This is a genomic window from Achromobacter mucicolens (assembly GCF_902859725.1).
Taxonomy (GTDB): Bacteria; Pseudomonadota; Gammaproteobacteria; order Burkholderiales; family Burkholderiaceae_B; genus Achromobacter; species Achromobacter mucicolens.
In genome coordinates, this window is record NZ_CADIJP010000018.1 from 1 (window position 1) to 19,492 (window position 19,492).

Annotated in this window: 18 protein-coding genes and 3 tRNA genes; 12 read left to right on the plus strand and 9 right to left on the minus strand. The window is 65.8% G+C overall.

Annotated features, from left to right (window positions below; translation table 11 throughout):
- Nucleotides 1-1,671 (minus strand): 23S rRNA pseudouridine(2605) synthase RluB (rluB, locus tag HV786_RS20845; protein ID WP_175211721.1); only part of this gene is annotated, 1,671 nt, incomplete at its 3' end.
- Nucleotides 1,668-2,900 (minus strand): SMC-Scp complex subunit ScpB, encoded by a 1,233-nt coding sequence (scpB, locus tag HV786_RS20850; protein WP_175211723.1) that lies wholly within the window; start codon nucleotides 2,898-2,900, stop codon nucleotides 1,668-1,670. The genes scpB and rluB, both read right to left, overlap by 4 nt.
- 63 nt (nucleotides 2,901-2,963) lie before the next feature.
- Here scpB and HV786_RS20855 point away from each other — a divergent pair.
- Nucleotides 2,964-3,040, plus strand: a tRNA-Met gene (locus HV786_RS20855).
- 51 nt (nucleotides 3,041-3,091) lie between these two features.
- Complete coding sequence (locus tag HV786_RS20860; protein WP_128827764.1) at nucleotides 3,092-3,460, plus strand: hypothetical protein; 369 nt, start codon at nucleotides 3,092-3,094, stop codon at nucleotides 3,458-3,460.
- A gap of 224 nt (nucleotides 3,461-3,684) precedes the next feature.
- On the opposite strand, the gene HV786_RS20865 is transcribed toward HV786_RS20860, so the two are convergent.
- The 3 genes from HV786_RS20865 to HV786_RS20875 all read right to left on the minus strand — a co-directional run bounded on the left by HV786_RS20865 (nucleotide 3,685) and on the right by HV786_RS20875 (nucleotide 5,860).
- Nucleotides 3,685-4,590: a LysR family transcriptional regulator gene (locus tag HV786_RS20865; protein ID WP_128827763.1), complete on the minus strand. Its 906-nt coding sequence runs from the start codon at nucleotides 4,588-4,590 to the stop codon at nucleotides 3,685-3,687.
- A 101-nt stretch (nucleotides 4,591-4,691) separates the two neighbouring features.
- Entirely contained in the window at nucleotides 4,692-5,693 is a 1,002-nt protein-coding gene (locus HV786_RS20870) for a CobW family GTP-binding protein (RefSeq protein ID WP_128827762.1), read from the minus strand.
- Between the two features lie 91 nt (nucleotides 5,694-5,784).
- Nucleotides 5,785-5,860 (minus strand) — tRNA-Asn (locus HV786_RS20875).
- A 215-nt stretch (nucleotides 5,861-6,075) separates the two neighbouring features.
- Here HV786_RS20875 and HV786_RS20880 point away from each other — a divergent pair.
- The 4 genes from HV786_RS20880 (at nucleotide 6,076) to HV786_RS20895 (ending at nucleotide 9,778) form a co-directional block, all read left to right on the plus strand.
- Nucleotides 6,076-6,151, plus strand: a tRNA-Thr gene (locus tag HV786_RS20880).
- Between the two features lie 139 nt (nucleotides 6,152-6,290).
- Nucleotides 6,291-6,950 carry a response regulator gene (locus HV786_RS20885; protein WP_128827761.1) on the plus strand — a complete coding sequence of 220 codons (660 nt, stop codon included), beginning with the start codon at nucleotides 6,291-6,293 and terminating at the stop codon, nucleotides 6,948-6,950.
- Nucleotides 6,947-8,275: an ATP-binding protein gene (locus tag HV786_RS20890; protein WP_175211725.1), complete on the plus strand. Its 1,329-nt coding sequence runs from the start codon at nucleotides 6,947-6,949 to the stop codon at nucleotides 8,273-8,275. The genes HV786_RS20885 and HV786_RS20890 overlap by 4 nt, the downstream gene beginning before the upstream one ends.
- A 63-nt stretch (nucleotides 8,276-8,338) precedes the next feature.
- Entirely contained in the window at nucleotides 8,339-9,778 is a 1,440-nt protein-coding gene (locus HV786_RS20895; protein WP_128827759.1) for a DegQ family serine endoprotease, read from the plus strand.
- A 12-nt stretch (nucleotides 9,779-9,790) separates the two neighbouring features.
- Here the strand turns inward: HV786_RS20895 and maiA are convergent, their stop codons facing one another.
- From maiA to HV786_RS20910, 3 genes are read right to left on the minus strand one after another with little or no spacing between them, the layout of a single operon-like run.
- On the minus strand, nucleotides 9,791-10,435 hold the full coding sequence (maiA, locus tag HV786_RS20900; protein ID WP_128827758.1) for a maleylacetoacetate isomerase: 645 nt from the start codon (nucleotides 10,433-10,435) through the stop codon (nucleotides 9,791-9,793).
- A gap of 49 nt (nucleotides 10,436-10,484) precedes the next feature.
- Nucleotides 10,485-11,462: a 4-hydroxy-3-methylbut-2-enyl diphosphate reductase gene (gene ispH, locus HV786_RS20905; protein WP_056322361.1), complete on the minus strand. Its 978-nt coding sequence runs from the start codon at nucleotides 11,460-11,462 to the stop codon at nucleotides 10,485-10,487.
- On the minus strand, nucleotides 11,462-11,938 hold the full coding sequence (locus HV786_RS20910; RefSeq protein ID WP_081100848.1) for an FKBP-type peptidyl-prolyl cis-trans isomerase: 477 nt from the start codon (nucleotides 11,936-11,938) through the stop codon (nucleotides 11,462-11,464). The genes ispH and HV786_RS20910 overlap by 1 nt, the downstream gene beginning before the upstream one ends.
- A gap of 50 nt (nucleotides 11,939-11,988) precedes the next feature.
- Here HV786_RS20910 and radC point away from each other — a divergent pair, with 50 nt between their 5' ends.
- From radC to HV786_RS20940, 6 genes are all read left to right on the plus strand, one after another.
- The gene (gene radC / locus HV786_RS20915; protein WP_056322355.1) at nucleotides 11,989-12,666 is read left to right on the plus strand and encodes a RadC family protein; all 678 of its coding nucleotides are present in this window, start codon (nucleotides 11,989-11,991) and stop codon (nucleotides 12,664-12,666) included.
- A gap of 91 nt (nucleotides 12,667-12,757) precedes the next feature.
- Entirely contained in the window at nucleotides 12,758-13,384 is a 627-nt protein-coding gene (gene kynB, locus HV786_RS20920; RefSeq protein WP_056322353.1) for an arylformamidase, read from the plus strand.
- A 144-nt stretch (nucleotides 13,385-13,528) separates the two neighbouring features.
- The gene (gene kynA / locus HV786_RS20925; protein ID WP_062838631.1) at nucleotides 13,529-14,377 is read left to right on the plus strand and encodes a tryptophan 2,3-dioxygenase; all 849 of its coding nucleotides are present in this window, start codon (nucleotides 13,529-13,531) and stop codon (nucleotides 14,375-14,377) included.
- A 226-nt stretch (nucleotides 14,378-14,603) separates the two neighbouring features.
- Nucleotides 14,604-14,870, plus strand: a complete 267-nt coding sequence (locus tag HV786_RS20930; RefSeq protein WP_008164119.1) for a type B 50S ribosomal protein L31 — start codon at nucleotides 14,604-14,606, stop codon at nucleotides 14,868-14,870.
- 124 nt (nucleotides 14,871-14,994) lie between these two features.
- Nucleotides 14,995-16,725, plus strand: coding sequence for an ArnT family glycosyltransferase (locus tag HV786_RS20935; protein WP_128827757.1), 1,731 nt, complete (start codon nucleotides 14,995-14,997; stop codon nucleotides 16,723-16,725).
- Nucleotides 16,722-18,122 (plus strand): MATE family efflux transporter, encoded by a 1,401-nt coding sequence (locus tag HV786_RS20940; RefSeq protein WP_155721765.1) that lies wholly within the window; start codon nucleotides 16,722-16,724, stop codon nucleotides 18,120-18,122. Before HV786_RS20935 ends, HV786_RS20940 begins: the two co-directional genes overlap by 4 nt.
- A 42-nt stretch (nucleotides 18,123-18,164) precedes the next feature.
- On the opposite strand, the gene paaK is transcribed toward HV786_RS20940, so the two are convergent.
- Complete coding sequence (paaK, locus tag HV786_RS20945; protein WP_056322344.1) at nucleotides 18,165-19,478, minus strand: phenylacetate--CoA ligase PaaK; 1,314 nt, start codon at nucleotides 19,476-19,478, stop codon at nucleotides 18,165-18,167.
- Between the last annotated feature and the right edge of the window lie 14 nt (nucleotides 19,479-19,492).

A 19,492-nucleotide genomic window follows, 5' to 3' on the forward strand; every position in this document is an offset into this window, starting at 1 on the left:
ATTGCCGCCACGCGCGCCTGCCGGTTTGTTGCCGCCCGGCTTGCCGCCGCCCGGCTTGCCCCCGGACTTGCCACCGGGCCTGCGGCCCGCGCCAGCCGGCGCTTCCGCCATGCCGCCAACCGCCGGGTTGACGCCTGCGACATTGCCGCCCACCGGGCTGCTGGCCATCGGGTTACCCGGGCCGGCGTTCGCCGCAGCGCGAGGCCCGCGGGCATTGCCGCCGGAGCGTCCACCCGCCTTGCCACCCGACTTACCGCCCGCCTTGCCACCGGGCTTGCCGGCGCCAGCGGGCCGAGAACCCGGTTTGCCCTTGCGATTGCCGAAGCCGCCCTCGCCCGAGAGCGGGTGGCCGTTGGCATAGCCGCCAGCAATCATCAGGCCGGTGCCGAACGGATCGGACGGACACGCCGCAGCCTGACCCGCGCTGCCCACACCGCCGCCCTGCAACTTGCCGCGACGCCCGATGCGGGCGCCATTCATGCCATTGCGGTCCAGCGTGCCAAACCCCGGGGGCAGCGCGCTGTCATGCGATTGCGGCTGCTTGGAACGGCGGCGGTTGCCGGACGAATCGTCGTCTTCTCGCAACAACCCCAGTTGCACCATCAGCGCGGTCACGAGAGACGCATCCAGTTCGTCCCAGCGGCCACGGCGCAGCGTGCGCGGCAGCACCACATCGCCAAAACGCGTACGGATCAGGCGGCTGACCGTGACGCCCACCGCTTCAAACATGCGGCGCACTTCCCGGTTGCGGCCTTCTTGCAGCGTGACGCGATACCAGCGGTTGCTGCCGTCTCCGCCCAGATAATCCAGCGCGCCGAATGCGGCCAGACCGTCTTCGAGTTCGATGCCGTCCACCAGCGACTGGCGCTGCGCTTCGTCCATTTCGCCCAGGACACGGACCGCGTACTCGCGTTCCGTGCCATAACGGGGGTGCATGATCCGGTTGGCCATGTCGCCCGACGTCGTGAAGATGAGCAGGCCTTCGGTGTTCAAGTCCAGGCGGCCCACTGAGAGCCACTTGCCGGTGCGCAGCTTGGGCAAACGCGCAAACACGCTGGCACGGCCGCCGGGGTCGTCGTGGCTGACGATCTCGCCGGCGGGCTTGTGATACAGGATCACGCGCGGCGGCTTCTTGGTGTTGGCGCGCATGATGGGCTTGCCGTTGACGCGCACCTGGTCGTTGGGACCCACGCGCTGGCCGATATGCGCCGGCTCGCCGTTGACGGACACGCGGCCCGCCACGATCAGTTCTTCCATTTCGCGGCGCGAGCCGATACCGGCGTCGGCCAGCACCTTGTGCAGCTTGGGCATGACCGCTTCGCTGTTCAGGTACTTGCCCAGGCGCTGTTCCATGCGGTCAGCCGTATCCAGGTAGGACAGGGCCTGCTCAGCCTCCTGCTCGCCGCCACGGGCGTCCGCGGACTCGACCGGCGCAGCCGGCGCGGCAGCCTGGCCTTCGGCGGCGGGGGCCTGCTCGGCGGCGGCATCGCCACGACGGCGGCGGAACGGCGTCCTCAGCTTGCGTCCGCGGCCGCGGGCGCCGGCATCGCCTTCGGCGGCCGGTTCGCGCGCAGCGGAGGATTCCGGCGCGCCGGCAACGGCGTCATCCGAACGGGGGGTGTCGTCCTGTATTGCTGTATTCGTTGTCACTGGGACAGCTCCGAATTTCAAACTTGGGTAGGCCTGCCGGGAGCAGGCTCGTCATCATCTGGGGACGCCGAATTCCGTCCAGACCCGGACCGTTCGGGGTCCGCCTCTTCCGGCGCCGCGTCGGCGGCATCGGCGTCGGGCTGAACAGCCCCGCCAAGACCATGAACGGGCTCACGCCTGGCGTCGCCAGGGGCCTCGGCATCGGTCTTGTCAGTCGGGTCAGTCGGTTCCGCGTGTTTTGCGTTCTCGACTCTTTCCTTTGCAGCACCGGCCTCGGAGGCATCGGCGGCCATATCGGAAATGTCGTTGCCAGCCCTGTCGTCGGGAAGATCGGACGAGAGCGGCGTATTGGACAAGCCTTCGGCTTGCTCCCGGACGGTGGATTCGTCGGCGGGATCCGCGCCTTCTTCTGTGCGCGAAAGCTGGGATTCTACGCTATCGATGGCCGCTATGGGGACCTCGTCTTCCGAAACAGACAATTCCGCAACGGGGAAGTTCTCGCGGTTTTGTTCGTCGAGGCCAGCCAGGGGCAGATTTTCGCCTTCGGGCGCCGCCTGGTCCGGCTCAACATCCGAGCCCGGCTCTGCGCCATCGGCGCCGGGCGTGGCGCCTTCGTGGGCAGCCTCGCCCGCTGGCGCGGCGCCCTCGCCTTCGGCCTGTTCCGGCCCCTCGCCCAGCACCTGCTGCACTTCGCCCAGATCCAGCCCGGCGAGTGCGGCGGCCGCGTGCGCGGTTTCGAGCGGCGGCAGCTCGTCCAGCGCGCGCAGTCCCAGATCGTCCAGGAACTGACGCGTGGTGCCGAACAGCGCGGGGCGTCCCGGCGCGTCACGATGGCCGATCACCTCGATCCAGCCACGGTCTTCGAGGGCCTTGACGATCTGCGACGACACCGTCACGCCCCGGATGTCTTCGATATCCCCGCGCGTCACGGGTTGGCGCCAAGCCACGATGGCCAGTGTTTCCATCACGGCGCGGGAATATTTAGGCGGTTTTTCCGGGCTTAGACGCTCCAGATAGCGCTGCATGCTGGGGCGGCTCTGGAAACGCCAGCCGGAGGCAAGCTGCACAAGTTCCAACCCGCCGTCGGCCCAGTTGGCCTGCAAGGTCTCCAGCAGCCGGCGCACGGCACTGTTGTCGAATTGTTCATCATCCCCGAACAGCTTGCGCATATCGGAAATCTGCATCGGCTGCACCGCGCACAGCAGCGCGGTTTCCAGCACGAGTATTGCCTCGCTATCGTTCATCGACATCCAAATTCAAAAAGGGGCTAACTTGCGCTTGGTTTGAAATAAGGTTAATATTCTTTTCTCAGACGCGGGGTGGAGCAGTCTGGCAGCTCGTCGGGCTCATAACCCGAAGGTCGTAGGTTCAAATCCTGCCCCCGCAACCAATTTGATGAAGGCTCGGCATTCGCCGGGCCTTTTTCATTTGCGCCGCCGAATTGAATGCGCGAGAAACCGGCATTCGGATCGCGACTAAATCCGCGGCAGCAGGCATCTTCGCGCGCAAACACCCGGGCCGCCGCATGAGCGGCGGCGCAACAATCGATGTTGGCTTGCGAAATTGTCACTGGGTTCCTGTTTACCGCCGCGCCCCGGCCTCTTGGCGCGGCCCCGCGCAAGACCGCCGCGCCGGCGCCAATAAGGCGGAATGCCTACCGCTGCTGCGCAGCAGCGGCAAACGTCTGAACAAAATCCGGTCTGAGCAAAATCTGGAAAAGCTGGCGCCAGCTATGCCGACGCCGGTCGCCAAAATGGCTGCGGAACGCGCCGGAACCACCGGCACCAAGCGTTATCCGCGAAAGTATTGATAGCAAAGACTAGAACCAATAGGCATCGGCCACAGCCGCGCGACGCAATAGCGCCGCTGCCAGACAGACACGCCCACTGGCACACCCCCATGCGCAAACCGAGCCGTGCTGCGGACTGCGCCGGCCTGCCACCAGGCCGGAATGATTCTTAGGTTTTTTAAGGTCAAATGCCGGCAAATTATACCGCCATATATTGCGCTCTCAAGCTGCGGCGCAACCGGAGCCTAGACTGCCGGCCTGTCCCACGGCGCAGATCCCAGCCGCTCGGCAAGATAATCCAGCATCGAGCGCAAAATCAGCGGCATTTGCCGGCGCGACGCATAAACGCCATAAATGCCAAGCTCCTGAGGCTTGCACTCGCGCAGAATGACCTGCAGCTTGCCGGACGCAATGTATTCGGCCGCGTAATAGGTGGGCAACATGGCGATGCCCACCCCCTCCACCGCAGCGGACGACAACACGGACACTTCATTGGCGCTGATGTTGCCGCCGACCGGCACATCGACCGGCTCGCCGTCGCGTTCGAAACGCCAGAGGCTTTTACCGAAATAGGAATGCGTCAGGCAGTTGCGCAATGACAGATCTTCGATGCGCGCCGGCACACCTTCGCGCGCCAGATATTCCGGGGATGCGCAAACCACCGAGCGGCACACCGCCAGCTTGCGCGCGATCAGGTTGGGATCGAGGTCGTTGGTGATCCGCACGGCAAGATCCACGCGCTCTTCCACCAGATTGACCGCCCGCTCCACCAGCATCAGGTCGACCGACGTGCCGGGGTGCCGCTTGACGTAGTCGGTGACAGCCGGCGCCAGGTGACGGGCGCCAAAGGACATGCTTGTGGTGATGCGCAGCAGACCGCGCGGTGTGTCTTCGGGGGTGGCGACGGCGCTATGCAGGTCGCCGACCATATCCAGCATCTGGCGGCAGCGCGGCAGCGTTTCGGCGCCGGCCGGCGTCAGACTCAGGCGCCGCGTGGTGCGATGCAGAAGCCGCACGCCGACCCATTGCTCCATCTCGGCCAGGTAGCGAGACACCATGGCCCGCGACATGTCCAGATGGACGGCGGCCGCCGACAGGCTGCCCCGGTCGGCAACCTCGACGAACACCTGCATGGCTTTCAGTCGATCCATCTTCGTCTCGGCACGGGCATCAGACCGTACCGGTTATACCGTATTTCCGCGCCGCATCCGCAACGGAATATCGATCAATGAAACGGGGTCCTTCGAAAGGATCAGGCCGCTGGCTGACCCAGCGCCTCGCGCACGGCCCCGGCCACTTCTGTTTCCGACATGCCACGCACAATGAGCACCAGCCGCGACGCGCGCGATTCGTCCGGCCACGCGCGCAAGGCCTGCAGCGGGTACAACTCGCCATGAACGCCATGCACCTCGCAGGGCATCGAATCGCCCTCGAAGCAGATCAGCCCCTTCATCCTGAGCAAGCCCTGCCCGTAGCGCTCCTGGATACGGGCCATGCCTGCCAGAAACGCTGCCCGCCCGACGGGCGCCTGCAACGTGATCGACACACTGCCCACGCCCGCATGCCGAGCGCCCGGAGGCGTGGAAAAGGCCGCAAGCCAATTGGCGGCAATCACGCCATCCTGCCGCGCAAAAAGATCCGGCGCCTCGCGCAGCATGAGCGCAAGCGGCTCATCCGGGCGCTGCACGCAGCGCCGCGCGCCGGGATTGACGGCAGCAATAGCCCGCTCGACCTGCCGCACTTGCGCCTGATCGGTCAGGTCGGACTTGCTGACGACGACCGTGTCGGCGAGCGCCAGCTGCCGGGCCGCCTCGGGCTGCGTCTGCAACTGCCCGGCGCCATGCGTCGCCGACACCACCACGATCGCGCCCCGGTACACGTAGCGTTCGGCCAGAAACCGTTCATGCTTGAGCGTGAAGAGAATGGGCGCCGGATCCGCGAGGCCGCTGGTTTCGATGATGACGTGCCGAAACGGCTTGATCTTGCGCCCGAGCGCCGACATGAACAGATCGCGCAAGGTGTCGACCACCGAGCCGCTTACGACGCAGCACAGGCAGCCACCCTCGACCAACACGACATTGTCCGGGGCGAGCCGGACCAGATGATGATCAACCCCGATATCGCCGTATTCATTGACGATGACCACCGCGCCGGCATAGGCGGGCTCTTGCAGCAGGCGATTGAGCAGCGACGTCTTTCCGCTGCCCAGAAAGCCGGACACCACGGTCACGCCAACGCGCTTGTCGTCACTCATGCCGATTCGACCCTTTGATGGACGCGCAATGGCTGCGCGCCGCAAAAACCAAAAGGGCCGCTCACTTGCGTGAGCGGCCCAAAATTTCTTTTGGCTCCCCGAGCTGGGCTCGAACCAGCGACCTGCGGATTAACAGTCCGTCGCTCTACCGACTGAGCTATCGGGGATCTGCCAAGACCGAAATTATGAACTAAAAATTCATCGCGTGCAAATGCCATCTTTTTCCGGATTTTTTTCACTGCTTGTTTCCCATCGCGAAAAAACTCTGATATGATTTCGGTCTTTCCAGATCGGGCCCCAAAAAAGGCAGCGAACGGGAAAGAAAAAAGATGTTTTGCTTAGCGCTTTCCGGCCTGGTCCAGAAACAAAAGCAAATGGTCTTGCCGGCATAGCTCAGTTGGTAGAGCAGCGCATTCGTAATGCGAAGGTCGTAGGTTCGACTCCTATTGCCGGCACCAGATTTCCAAAAAGCAGCCCTCTCGGGCTGCTTTTTTCATTTCCGCCCCCTATCCTCGTCCCGCCCACCCCGCCCCAGCTGGGAACTCGAGCTGATCGCCGCGCGTCCAACCCCCTTGGACCACCCCAGCGGAAAAAACCATGCGCATTCTTCTCGTGGAAGACGACATGATGATCGGCGAAAGCGTGCTGGACTGCCTGCGCGCGGAACACTACGCCGTTGATTGGGTCCGGGACGGCAGCGCGGCGGACTCGGCGCTGCGCACCGACCCTTACGACCTTGTCCTGCTCGACCTGGGCCTGCCCAAGCGCGACGGGCTGAGCTTGCTGCGCGACATGCGCACGCGCAAGGACCGCACGCCGGTGCTCATCGCCACCGCGCGCGATGCGGTCAGCGACCGTATCGCGGGACTGGACGCCGGCGCCGACGACTACATCGTCAAGCCCTACGACGTGGACGAACTGCTGGCTCGCATGCGGGCACTGATCCGCCGCAGCGCGGGCCGGGCCGAACCCATCTTCGAACACGAAGGCATCACCATCGACCCGCAATCCCATGCCGCCATGGTCGACGGCTCGCCGGTCACGCTGACCGCCCGCGAATGGGCGGTGCTGGAACCCCTGATCGCCCGGCCCGGCATGATCTTCTCCCGCGCCCAGCTCGAAGAAAAACTCTACAGCTGGAAGGACAGCATCAGCAGCAATGCCGTTGAGGTTTATATTCATGGCCTGCGCAAGAAACTGGGTCCGAACCTGATCCAGAACGTCAGAGGCGTCGGCTATGTCATCCCCAAAACATGAGCATTCCGCTTAGCTACTCGCTGAGAGCCAGGCTGCTTTTCTTTCTGCTGGCCGCCATCGCGGTCGGCGCGCTGGTGCAAGGCGCAATCGCCTACCGCAGCACCTTGGCGCAAGCTGACGACATCTTCGATTCGCTGCTGCAGCGCACCGCCCTGTCGCTGGGCACCGGCGACGGCTTGCTCAGCACGGGCCCGACGCACGCGCGCGGGGCGGGTTCGCCGGTTGCCGACGATCTCATCATCCAGATCTGGACGCCGGACGGCCTGCGGGTCTTCAATTCGCGCTCCCGCCTGCGCCTGCCCAGCCAGATCGTGCTGGGGTTTTCGGATGCCAAACTTGAGGGCGAGACCTACCGCGTGTATTCGCTGGCCACGCCTTTCCAGGTGATCCAGGTGGCGCAGGATATGCGCGTGCGCAAGAACATGGCCAGCGCGCTTGCCCTGCGCACCGTCGCGCCGATCGCCGCGGCCGCGCCGCTGCTGATGCTGATCATCTGGTGCGTCGTGAGCTGGTCGCTGCGGCCGGTCAAGCGCGCCCGCGCGCAAGTGGCCGCGCGCCAGCCCGAAGACCTGTCGCCCGTGAGCGTGCGGGGGCTGCCCGATGAAATCCGCCCGCTGGTGCAGGAACTGAACCTGCTGCTCGAACGCATGCGCGGCGCGTTTGCCCAACAGAAGCAATTCGTGGGCGACGCGGCGCACGAACTGCGCTCGCCATTGGCGGCCTTGCGCCTGCAGATGCAGGCGCTGCAGCGCGCAACTGACCCCGAGGCCCGCCAGCTTGCCGAACAGCGCCTGGCCGCGGGCATCGATCGCGCCACGCGGCTGGTCGAGCAATTGCTGTCGATGGCGCGCCAGGAAGGCGCGCAGGCTCAGACGCCGCTTGCGCCCGTGGACCTGGCCGACGTGCTGCGCCAGTCCGTATCCGAGACGCTGCCACAGGCGAACGCCAAATCCATCGACATTGCGCTGGACGGCGAGACGCAGGCGCAGGTGCGCGGCAATCGCGATGCGCTGGTGCTGCTGGCGCGCAATCTGCTGGACAACGCGATCAAGCACTCGCCTGCCGGCGAGCGCATCGGCATCCGCCTTGACCGCACGCCGGACCGGGTCTCGCTGCTGATCGACGATGCGGGACCGGGCATCCCCGTCCACGAGCGCGAGCGCGTGTTCGACCGCTTCTATCGCGCCGAAGGCAACACCACGCATGGCAGCGGGCTGGGGCTAGCCATCGCGCGCACCATCGCCGACCGCCACGGCGCCACCATCACTTTGGAAGATCCGCCGGGTGGCCAGGGCCTGCGTGCGCGCGTGGATTTTCCTGCTTAAGTTTCCCCTAAGTGTCGAGCCTGAAGATAGCGCCATGTCCCCAACATGATCGCAGGAGCCGACATGAAGACCACGCAAATCAAACCCTCGCGCCTCATCATGGCGCTGCTGGCCGCCGGCGCCATTGGCGGCGCAGGCGCCACTGCCTTGACCGGCAGCGTTTCGATGGCTGCCGACGCCCCGACCGCGGCTTCGCAGCCGATCAGCGCGTCCGTGCCGCCCAATTTCGCGCAGATCACGCGCGAATCCGGTCCGGCCGTCGTCAACATCAGCGTGAGCGGCACACGCAAGGTGTCCGCCGACGAGAGCGACGACCCGTTCGCCCAGTTCTTTGGTCAGATTCCCGGATCGCGCGGCCGCGCGCCGGCCCGTGAAGTGCCGATGCGCGGCGAAGGCTCGGGCTTCATCGTCAGCTCGGACGGCATCATCCTGACCAACGCGCACGTGGTCCAGGACGCCAAGGAAGTGACCGTGAAGATGACCGACCGCCGCGAGTACAAGGCCAAGGTCCTGGGCGCCGATCCGCAGACCGACGTCGCCGTCATCAAGATCGACGCGAAGAACCTGCCGGTGGTCAAGGTGGGCGACGTCAACAAGCTGCAGGTGGGCGAATGGGTGCTGGCCATCGGCTCGCCCTACGGCCTGGAGAACACCGCCACCGCCGGCATCGTCAGCGCCAAGGGCCGCTCGCTGCCGGACGACACCTCGGTGCCGTTCATCCAGACCGACGTGGCCGTGAATCCCGGCAACTCGGGTGGCCCGCTGTTCAACGACCGCGGCGAAGTCGTGGGCATCAACTCGCAGATCTACAGCCGCACCGGCGGCTTCCAGGGTCTGTCGTTTTCGATCCCCATCGACCTGGCTTACAAGATCAAGGACCAGATCCTCGAGCACGGCAAGGTGCAGCATGCGCGCCTGGGCGTGACGGTCCAGGAAGTGAACCAGGACCTGGCCGATTCGTTCAAGCTGGACTCGCCGTCGGGCGCGCTGGTGTCGAGCGTCGAAAAGGGCAGCGCGGCGGATAAGGCCGGACTGCAGCCGGGCGACGTGGTGCGCAAGATCGACGGCAAGACCATTGTGTCTTCGGGCGACCTGGCTTCCACGATCACCATGGCCGCCCCCGGCGAGAAGATCAAGCTGGACGTGTGGCGCAACGGCGGGCAGAAGGAAATGGTCGCGACGCTGGGTGGCGTGCCCAAGGACAAGACGCAGGCGTCGGCCGACGGCCAGGAAGTGCAGCGTGGCCAGCTTGGGCTGGCACTGCGCCCCCTGAGCCCGCAGGAGCAACAGGAGGCCGGTGCGGAAGGCTTGCTGATCGAACGTTCGGCCGGCCCCGCCGCCAAGGCTGGCATTCAGCCCGGCGACGTGCTGCTGTCGCTCAATGGTGTGCCGGTGCACAACGTCGGCCAGGTGAAGGCCGAGTTGTCCAAGGCGGGCAAGACCGTGGCCTTGCTGGTGCAGCGGGGCGAAGACAAGATCTTCGTGCCGGTGCAGATCGGCTGACCGGCCGCTGTGTCACTCCGCGTCGGGCTGATTGCCCGGCGCGGCCTTTTCGAAAGCCGGCAAGGCCCGGCACGCCGCATCGATGCGCAGCACATTGGGCATGGCCGACAGGTCACACTCGAAGCGCTGCGCATTCGCCACTTGCGGCACCAGGCACAGGTCCGCGATGGTGGGCGTGTCGCCGTGGCAGAACTGGCCCGTGGCGCTTGAGCCGGCCAACTGGGCTTCCAGGGCTTCGAGCCCCTGATGCACCCAGTGCTTGTACCAGGCGGTCTTGGCGGCTTCGTCCACGCCCAGCGTGTGCTTCAGGTACTTCAGCACGCGCAGGTTGTTCAACGGATGCGTGTCGCAGGCAATGCCCAGCGCCAGATCGCGCACCCGGGCGCGGCCGATGGCGTCGGCCGGCAGCAGCGGCGCCTGGGGATGGGTTTCTTCCAGGTATTCGATGATGGCCAGCGATTGGCCGATGACCGCATCGCCGTCGACCAGCGCCGGAACCAGAGCGGTCGGATTCACCTTGCGGTAATCGGCCGACAACTGCTGGCCGCCGTCCTTCAGCAGATGGACGGGCACATATTCGTACGGCAGGCCCTTCAGGTTCAAGGCGATACGCACGCGGTAAGCGGCCGAGCTGCGGAAGTAGCTGTAGAGCTGCATGAAGTCTCCTCGGTGTTCTTGTGGCGCCGCCCGCGTGGGCGGCGCTTGTTCATTCCAGCGATTCGGTCTGGGCCGCCTTGCGCGACAAGCCCTTGGGCAACGGGAACGCGACGTTTTCTTCAAGCCCCGGCATCTTGCGCACCGAGACGGCGCCCAGTTCCTTGACCCGCGCAATGACCTGCTGCACCAGCACTTCCGGCGCAGAGGCGCCCGCCGTCACGCCAATGCGCTTGCGGCCGGCCAGCCAGGCGGGATCGATGGAATCCGCGCCGTCGATCAGATAGGACGCGACGCCCTTGCGCTCGGCCACTTCGCGCAGCCGGTTGGAGTTCGAACTGTTCGGGCTGCCCACGACCAGCACCAGGTCGCATTCGGGCGCCATGACCTTGACCGCGTCCTGCCGGTTCTGCGTCGCATAGCAGATGTCGCTCTTCTTGGGCTCGGCAATGTTGGGAAAGCGCGCCTTGAGCGCCTGCGACACGGCGGCCGCGTCGTCGACCGACAGCGTGGTCTGCGTGACGAAGGCCAGGTTTTCAGGGTTTGCGACATCAAGGCCTGCCACGTCCTCGACGGTTTCGACGAGATACATGCCGCCCTGCGCCTGCCCCAGGGTGCCCTCGACCTCGGGATGGCCCTTGTGGCCGATCATGATGATCTCGCGGCCGGCCGCGCGCATGCGCGCGACTTCGATGTGGACCTTGGTGACCAGCGGGCAGGTGGCGTCAAACACTTGCAGGCCGCGCGATTCGGCTTCGGCGCGCACGGCCTTGGAGACGCCATGCGCCGAAAACACCACGATGGCGCCCGCCGGCGCGTCCTCGAGCTCGTCGATGAAGATGGCGCCCTTGGCGCGCAGGTCTTCGACGACATAGCGGTTGTGAACGATCTCGTGGCGCACATAGATGGGCGCGCCGTGCAGTTCGATGGCCCGCTCGACGATATCGATGGCGCGATCCACGCCTGCACAGAAGCCGCGCGGCTGCGCCAGCAGAACTTCGGCGTCGGAGGCGGTGACAGCCTGGCTCATCAAAGCACTCCCAGCAGCGCGACGTCCACTTTCAGGCTGATGCCCGCCAGCGGGTGGTTGAAATCGAACAGGGCCGAGTCGTCGTTGATTTCCTTCAGGACGCCCGAGTAGCGGCCCCCGTTGGGCGCGGTGAATTCGACAAGGTCGCCAGGTTCGAAGGTGGCATCCGGACCCGCGTGTTCGGCCAGCATGGCGCGCGTGACGCGCTGGATGAGTTCGGGGTTGCGGTCGCCATAGGCATCGGCGGGCTCGATGGTGACGCTGAACTTGTCGCCTTCGGCGCGGCCGACCAATGCGGCCTCAAGGCCGGGCGCCCACTGGCCGCTGCCCATCTGCAGCGTGCCGGGCCGGCCGTCGAAGGTATCCGTGAAGATGGAGCCCGCGCCCGGGCCGGACGCCAGCGTGATGCGGTAGTGCAGCGTCAGGTAGGAATCCGGACGGACCAAAACGTTCACTTCATTAGAGGCGATGCTCACGATCTGCCACCGTATGGGTATTTGAGTAAACCCTGATTTTAGAGCCTCTTATGAAATTGTCCGTCCGGCTGCCAAAACAAGACCGTCCCCGAGAGCGCATGCTGCGCCACGGGGCCGCATCCATCCAGGACGCCGAGCTGCTTGCCGTCGCCCTGCGCACGGGCATTCCGGGGCTGAATGTGGTGGATCTATGCCGCCAGCTGCTGGACCGGTTCGGCGGCCTGCGGGGCCTTTTAAGCACCTCGCCCGAGGAACTGATGGCCGTCGCCGGCCTGGGCTCGTCCAAGGCCTGCACCCTGGCGGCCTTGCTGGAACTGGCGCGCCGGGCGCTGGAAGAAGACCTGGTCAGGGACATCGCCATGAACCACCCTACCCGCGTGAAGCAATACTGCAAGGCGGCGCTCGGGCATCGCCAGGTCGAGCACTGCATCGCGCTCTACCTGGACGCCCAGCTGCGCCTGATCGCCACCGGCGAACTGGCGCGGGGCACGCTGTCGCAGGCGGCGGTCTACCCCCGGGAGGTCGTGCGCGAAGCCCTGCGCCACCATGCGGCGGCCCTCATCGTGGCGCACAATCACCCGTCGGGCGTGGCCTCGCCAAGCGCCGCTGACCAGAGCTTTACCCGGCACCTGAAGCAAGCCCTGGCGCTGGTGGACATCCGGCTGGTCGACCACCTGATCGTCGCGGGCGGCTCGGCGCTGTCGATGGCCGAGCTGGGCTGCCTCTGACCGCAACGCGGGCCGGAATTCCGTTAGACTACCGCCCGATATTGTTTTAGGCTTAACCTAATTTCGGCCCTCGCGACCCTTCTTGCCTGCCATGAAACGCCTGTGGGACATTTCCCCGCCCGTCTCGACGGCATCGCCCGTGTTTCCGGGCGACACGCCGTACCGCCAGCAATGGAAGTGGTCGCTCACGCCTGGCTGTCCGGTCAATGTCAGCGAAATCACGCTGTCGCCGCACATCGGTGCGCACGCCGACGCCCCGCTGCACTACCAAAACGGGGCCGCAGCCATCGGCGCGGTCTCGCTTGAACCCTTTCTGGGCCCCTGCCGCGTCATCCACGCGATCGACTGCGGCGCGCTCATCACCATCGATCACCTTGCCCACGCGGCGCACAACCTGCCGCCCCGCGTGCTGGTGCGCACCGCCAAGCACGCCGCGCAGGACTGGTGGACGGACGACTTCTCCGCCTATGCGCCCCAGACGATCGAATGGCTGGCCGAACGCGGCGTCATGCTGATCGGTCTGGACACCGCCAGCATCGACCCCGCTTCCAGCAAGACCCTGGACAGCCACCACACGATCTTGCGGCATGACATGCGGGTACTGGAGAACCTGGTGCTCGACGACGTGCCAGAAGGCGATTACGAGTTGATCGCCTTGCCGTTGGCGCTGGTCCAGGCCGATGCCAGCCCGGTCCGCGCGGTCCTGCGCGAACTGTAGGCTGATTTGCCTGCCCGGGAGCGGCTGCGCGACTGCAGCCGCCCCGCCTGGAGAATCGACCATGCAATTGCTTTTCGCGCCCCACTGGCGCGCCCTGCCCGCATCTGCCCGCCGCGCCGCCCCGCCCTGCCCCGGAGGCCGCGCATGAACCAGAACGAACGCCCCGAAGACATCGTCCACCAGGAAAAAGCGCAGCTCGATTTCGCGCGCGACATGACCTACGGCGATTACCTGCATCTGGACGAACTGCTCGGCGCCCAGCATCCGATGTCGCCCGAGCACAACGAAATGCTGTTCATCATCCAGCATCAGACCAGCGAACTGTGGATGAAGCTGATGCTGCACGAGCTGCGCGCGGCGATCGCCAGCGTGGCGGCGGACCGTCTGCAGCCCGCCTTCAAGATGCTGGCGCGCGTCAGCAAGATCATGGAGCAGCTCGTGCACGCCTGGGACGTGCTGGCCACCATGACGCCGCCCGAATACTCCGCGTTGCGTCCCTACCTGGCGCGGTCCAGCGGATTCCAGAGCTACCAGTACCGCCAGGTCGAATTCCTGCTGGGCAACAAGAACGCGGCAATGCTCAAGCCGCACTCGCACCGCGCCGACCTGCTGGCCCAGGTGCAAAGCGCGTACGAGGCGCCGTCCCTGTATGACGAGGCGCTGCGGCTGCTGGCGCGCAACGGCCTGGACATTCCCGCGGACTACCTGGAGCGCGATTGGACGCAGCCCTATCAAGCGTCTGCGGCGGTTGAAGCCGCGTGGCTGGCGGTCTACCGCGACACGGACCGCTATTGGGCGCTGTACCAGCTGGGCGAAAAGCTGACCGACCTGGAGGATGCCTTCCGGCTGTGGCGCTTTCGCCACGTGACGACGGTCGAACGCGTCATCGGCTTCAAGCGCGGCACGGGCGGCACGTCCGGGGTGGATTACCTGCGGCGCATGCTGGAAGTCGTGCTGTTTCCGGAAATCTGGAAGCTGCGCACGGATCTTTGACTTTCTCCCAAGTCGAGGCGCCCGGGCCGCAGGCTGGCCCAGGCGCCCAGTTACGGCTGGCCGAGGGCAATATCGCATGCTAGAATGCGTGGTTACTTTTTGGATACGTGGCTAGCGCCTGTCGCGCCAATGGGTGTAGGTCAGCCCAACTTGGGCAGCGACCCAGGCAGCTGTAGCTGGCGACCCTAACTCTTGAAAAAGACTCGACCGAGTCTAGGAAAGCACCATGAAAGAAGGCATTCACCCCGAATACCGCGAAGTCGTCTTCGCCGACCTGCAAACGGGCAACAAGTTCATCACCCGTTCCACCGTCCAGACGCGCGAAACCGTCGAACTCGACGGCAAGACGTACCCGCTCTTCAAGTGCGACGTGACCTCCGAATCGCACCCGTTCTACACTGGCGCCCAGACCCGCATCGTCGAAACCGGCCGCGTGGAAAAGTTCCGCGCCCGCTTCGCCCGCACTGCTGGCACGGTCAAGTCCGCTTCCTGATCCTGTTGCTCCTGCGGGAGTCACAGCAAAAAGGCAGCCTTCGGGCTGCTTTTTTTTCCCCCCTTGATGCCGAACAATCGGTCAGGGGGTGGCGCATTCCGACCACTCGGTTACATTAACGCCCGTGTCCCCACTTTCCATTTCCACCCCGGCCCGGCTGACGTCGGTCGCCACCGCAAAACTGCCCCGCCTCATCCTGCTGGGCCTGTCCCTGGCCTACATCGTGGCCGGGCTGTTCATGCGCGACCCGTGGAAAACCGACGACGCCGTCGGACTGGCGACCATGATCACCGCGATCCGCGAAGGCGGCCTGACCTGCCTGCTGCCGCAGGTGGGGCATCTGGCGCACGCCGAGGAAGGTCCGCTGATCACGTGGGTGGGCGCGATCAGCATCTGGCTGTTTGGCCCGTTCATCGGCGACATCACCGCCGGCCGCCTACCCAACCTGCTGTGGTTCGGGATCACGGCCTCGAGCGTCTGGTACGGCACGTATCTGCTCGGCCGCCGCGCCGAGGCCCAGCCGCTAGCGCTGCCCTTCGGCGGCGAACCCGAACCCCGCGACTACGGACGCATGCTGGCCGACGCCGCCCTGCTGCTACTGCTCGCCACCGTCGGCATCCTGCAGCGCACCCATGAAACGACGGTCATGCCCGCGATCATGGCCTGCCAGGCGCTGGCGTTCTATTCGCTGGCCCGCACCGTCGACCGCCCCGTCACCGGCTCCACCACGCTGGGCATCGCGCTGGCCGCCAGCTTTCTGACGCGCGGATGGGTCGGCGCCCTGCCCATCATGATCGGCGCGGCGCTGGCCTTCTATCCGCGCAGCCCGCTCTGGAAATGCAAGCGCTGGCTGCTCTGGGCCGCGGTGCTGGCCGCCGGCCTGATCCTCGCCTGGTGGATTCCGGCCAGCCAGGGCAGCGAATACTGGATCCGCAACTGGAAGACCTGGAACCTGTCGTCGTTCGCCATCCCGGGGCTGCACGACGCCGCCCGCACGCTGCGCGACCTGCCGTGGTACCTGTGGCCGACCTGGCCGCTGGCGCTGCTGGCAATCTGGCGCTGGCGCGCATGGATCTACGCCCCGCACATCTGGGTGCCCCTGATGCTGCTGGCGTGCTCAACCGTCATCCTGTTCTTCGTGGACGAGGCCGGCGATTCCGAATTCGTGCTGCTGGCCGTGCCCTGCGCGGTGCTGGGCGCGTTCTCGCTGCCCACCCTGCGCCGCGGCGTGGTGAACACGCTGGACTGGTTTGCCGTCATGTGCTTTTCGCTGACGGTGGCCACGGCCTGGCTCGGTTGGGTGGCGCTGCATTTCCATTGGCCGGCGCAGATTTCCCGCAACATCGCCCGCCAGACCACCGGCTATGAGCCCGTGATCTCGTGGGTGGCCTTTGCCCTGGCCGTACTTTTCACGCTGGGTTGGATCGTTCTTGTCGTATGGCGGCTGCGCGTGCGCCCGCAGGCGCTGTGGCGCGGCACGGTGCTCTCGGCTGGCGGCCTGACCGTGACCTGGATCCTCCTGGTGCTGCTGTGGCAACCCGCGGTCGACTACGCGCGCAGCTATCGCACCGTGTCGGGCCAGCTGGCCGGGGCCATCGCGCAGCACAAGCGTCCTGGCGAGTGCATCCGCGGCCTGAGCCTGGGCAGCGGGCAACGCGCCTCGTTCCTCATCTTCAACAACCTGTCGTTCCCGTTCGACACGCGCTGCACACTGGTTCTGCAACAGACCACCAACCAAAGCCTGCGCGACGGCACCGCTGCCTACAGCGAAGGCGCCGAAGTCCTCTGGCAAGGCGGCCGCCGTGCCGACCGTTCCGAAACCTTCCGCCTGCTGCGCACCGGCGCCAAGCCATGACCCCTGCCATGACGGCGCCGATGACCTTCGGCGCCACCCTGCGCGGGATCCTCAAGCAGGCCTGGCCCGTGCTTATCAGCCAGTGGGCCAGCATTTCGTTCGGCGTGCTGGACACCGCCATGACGGGGCATTCCAGCCCCGACGACCTGGCGGCGATGGCGCTTTCCGCTTCCATCTACATCACGATCTTCGTCGGCCTGATGGGCGTCGTGCATGCCCTGATCCCGATCCTGGCGCAGCAATTCGGCGCCGGCAACAACCTGGAAGTCGGCAAAAGCTGGGGCCAGGGCGTGTGGCTGGCGCTTGGCCTGTCGGTCGTGGGCGCGGTGCTGATGCTGTTTCCGGACATGTGGCTCTTCATGTCGGGCGATGTTGCCCCCGGCGTGCGCGACCGCATCGCGTCCTACCTGCAGGCGCTGGTGCTGGCCCTGCCCGCCGCGCTGGTGTTCCGCACCATCTATGCGCTGGGCACCGCGGTGTCGCGGCCCAAGCTCGTCATGGCCATCAACCTGTCCATCATCGGCTTCAAGGCGCTGTTCAACTGGATTTTCATCTACGGCAAGCTGGGTTTGCCCGCGATGGGCGCGGCCGGCGCGGGACTGGCCACGGCCGTGGTGTCCTGGATGAGCCTGGGCCTGGGCCTGTGGGTGATCACGCACGACCGCTACTACCGCCGTTTCCAGCTGCGCATCGGCAAGCCGGACTGGAAGGCGCTCAAGGAACTGCTGCGTTTGGGCGTCCCGATGGGCGGCTCTTACCTGGTCGAGGTGTCGGCGTTCACCTTCATGGCGCTGCTGGTGGCGCGCGAGGGCACTTTCGTGACCGGCGGGCATCAGATCATGTCGAACCTGGCCGCGCTCTGCTACATGATGCCGATGGCGCTGGGCGTGGCGACCGCCGCGCTGACGGCGCAGGCCATCGGCGCAGGCAACTACGCGCATGCGCACCGCACCGGCATGGCCGGCCTGGCGCTGGGCCTGATAGGCGCGCTGCTGACGGCCGCCGTGCTGCTGATTGGCCGCCCGCTCATCCTGGCCGCATACACGGACGACGCCGCGGTCGCTGCCGTGGCGACCACGTTGCTCGCCGTCCTGCCGCTGTTCCATCTGTTCGATTCGATGCAGTGCATCAACTCGTACCTGCTGCGCGCCTACAAGATCGCCGTCGTGCCGCTGATCCTGCAGACGGTCGCGCTGGCCGGCGTGGGGCTGGTGGGCGGCTGGTGGTTCGGCTTCGGTCCCGGCCAGGGCGGCATCGACGGCCTGCGAGACCTGTTGGTGCCGGGATCGCCGCAAGGCGCCGGCAGCATGTGGCTGATGGCCATGTTCGGCCTGGCGTTGTCGGCCGCCCTGCTGCACTTCTGGTACCGGCGGATCCTGCGCACCGTGGGGCAGTAGTGACGGCGCAATTAAAAAAAGCAGCCTTGCGGCTGCTTTTTTTTACTTCGGGCGCTTGTCGATCACCCGGCGCGCCTTGCCGGTCAACGTGCGTTCCACATGCCCGGCATCCGACACCTGGATGCGCGCGCTGACGCCAATGTGCGTCTTTACCGCGTGCTGCAACTGCTTGCCCAGGTTGGCGCGTTCAGCGTCGGACAGGCCCGAGAACTCGGCGCGCACTTCGGTCAGGATCTCCAGCTCGTCCATGTTGCCCGTGCGGCTCAGCACCAGTTGGTAATGCGGCGCAAGCTGCGCGATCTTCAGGACCAGTTCTTCCACCTGCGTGGGGAACATGTTCACGCCGCGCACGATCAGCATGTCGTCGCTGCGGCCGGTGATCTTGCCGATGCGGCGCATGCTGCGCGCCGTGGGCGGCAACAGGCGGGTCAGGTCGCGCGTGCGGTAGCGCACGATGGGCATCGCTTCCTTGGTCAGCGACGTGAACACCAGTTCGCCCGGTTCGCCGTCGGCCACCGGTTCGCCCGTGTCCGGGTTGATGATCTCGGCGTAGAAATGATCTTCCCAGACCACCGGACCGTCCTTGGTCTCGACGCATTCGCTCGCCACACCCGGGCCCATCACTTCGGACAGGCCGTAGATGTCGACGGCGTCGATGCCGGCTTCGGCCTCGATGTCGGCGCGCATCTGGCCCGTCCAAGGTTCGGCGCCGAAAATGCCGATGCGCAGCGAGCTTTGACGCGGATCGATACCCTGGCGGCGCTGCTCTTCCAGAATGTTGCAGAAATAGGAAGGCGTGACCATGATGATGTCCGGACGGAAATCATTGATCAGCTGGACCTGCTTTTCAGTCTGTCCGCCCGACATCGGAATGACCGTGCATCCCAGGCGTTCGGCCCCGTAATGCGCGCCCAAGCCGCCCGTGAACAGCCCGTAGCCATAGGCCACGTGAACCGTATCGCCGGGCTTGCCGCCCGCCGCGCGGATCGAACGGGCCACCAGGTTGGCCCAGTTGTCCAGGTCGCCCTTCGTGTAGCCCACCACCGTCGGCTTGCCGGTCGTGCCGCTGGACGCGTGAATGCGCGAGATGCGCTCGCGCGGCACGGCAAACATGCCGAACGGATAGTTCTCGCGCAGTTCCTTCTTGGTGGTGAACGGGAACTTCGAAATATCGGACAACTGCTTCAGGTCGTCCGGATGCACGCCGGCTTCGTCGAACGCCTTTTTGTAGTGCGGCACGTTTTCGTACGCATGCTTGAGGGTCCACTTCAAGCGGTCCAGCTGCAGCGCCCGCAGCTCGTCCTGGCTGGCATGCTCGATAGGATCCAGTCCCGGCTTGCTCATGGTGTTGGGCATGATGATGTCTCTCT

What these genes read in the sequence shown, in the direction of transcription:
- scpB (WP_175211723.1), bottom strand. Translation starts at nt 2,900, where the DNA reads ATGTCGATGAACGATAGCGAGGCAATACTCGTGCTGGAAACCGCGCTG.
- HV786_RS20865 (WP_128827763.1), bottom strand. Translation starts at nt 4,590, where the DNA reads ATGGATCGACTGAAAGCCATGCAGGTGTTCGTCGAGGTTGCCGACCGG.
- HV786_RS20870 (WP_128827762.1), bottom strand. Translation starts at nt 5,693, where the DNA reads ATGAGTGACGACAAGCGCGTTGGCGTGACCGTGGTGTCCGGCTTTCTG.
- HV786_RS20885 (WP_128827761.1), top strand. Translation starts at nt 6,291, where the DNA reads ATGCGCATTCTTCTCGTGGAAGACGACATGATGATCGGCGAAAGCGTG.
- HV786_RS20890 (WP_175211725.1), top strand. Translation starts at nt 6,947, where the DNA reads ATGAGCATTCCGCTTAGCTACTCGCTGAGAGCCAGGCTGCTTTTCTTT.
- HV786_RS20895 (WP_128827759.1), top strand. Translation starts at nt 8,339, where the DNA reads ATGAAGACCACGCAAATCAAACCCTCGCGCCTCATCATGGCGCTGCTG.
- maiA (WP_128827758.1), bottom strand. Translation starts at nt 10,435, where the DNA reads ATGCAGCTCTACAGCTACTTCCGCAGCTCGGCCGCTTACCGCGTGCGT.
- ispH (WP_056322361.1), bottom strand. Translation starts at nt 11,462, where the DNA reads ATGAGCCAGGCTGTCACCGCCTCCGACGCCGAAGTTCTGCTGGCGCAG.
- radC (WP_056322355.1), top strand. Translation starts at nt 11,989, where the DNA reads ATGAAATTGTCCGTCCGGCTGCCAAAACAAGACCGTCCCCGAGAGCGC.
- kynB (WP_056322353.1), top strand. Translation starts at nt 12,758, where the DNA reads ATGAAACGCCTGTGGGACATTTCCCCGCCCGTCTCGACGGCATCGCCC.
- kynA (WP_062838631.1), top strand. Translation starts at nt 13,529, where the DNA reads ATGAACCAGAACGAACGCCCCGAAGACATCGTCCACCAGGAAAAAGCG.
- HV786_RS20930 (WP_008164119.1), top strand. Translation starts at nt 14,604, where the DNA reads ATGAAAGAAGGCATTCACCCCGAATACCGCGAAGTCGTCTTCGCCGAC.
- HV786_RS20940 (WP_155721765.1), top strand. Translation starts at nt 16,722, where the DNA reads ATGACCCCTGCCATGACGGCGCCGATGACCTTCGGCGCCACCCTGCGC.
- paaK (WP_056322344.1), bottom strand. Translation starts at nt 19,478, where the DNA reads ATGCCCAACACCATGAGCAAGCCGGGACTGGATCCTATCGAGCATGCC.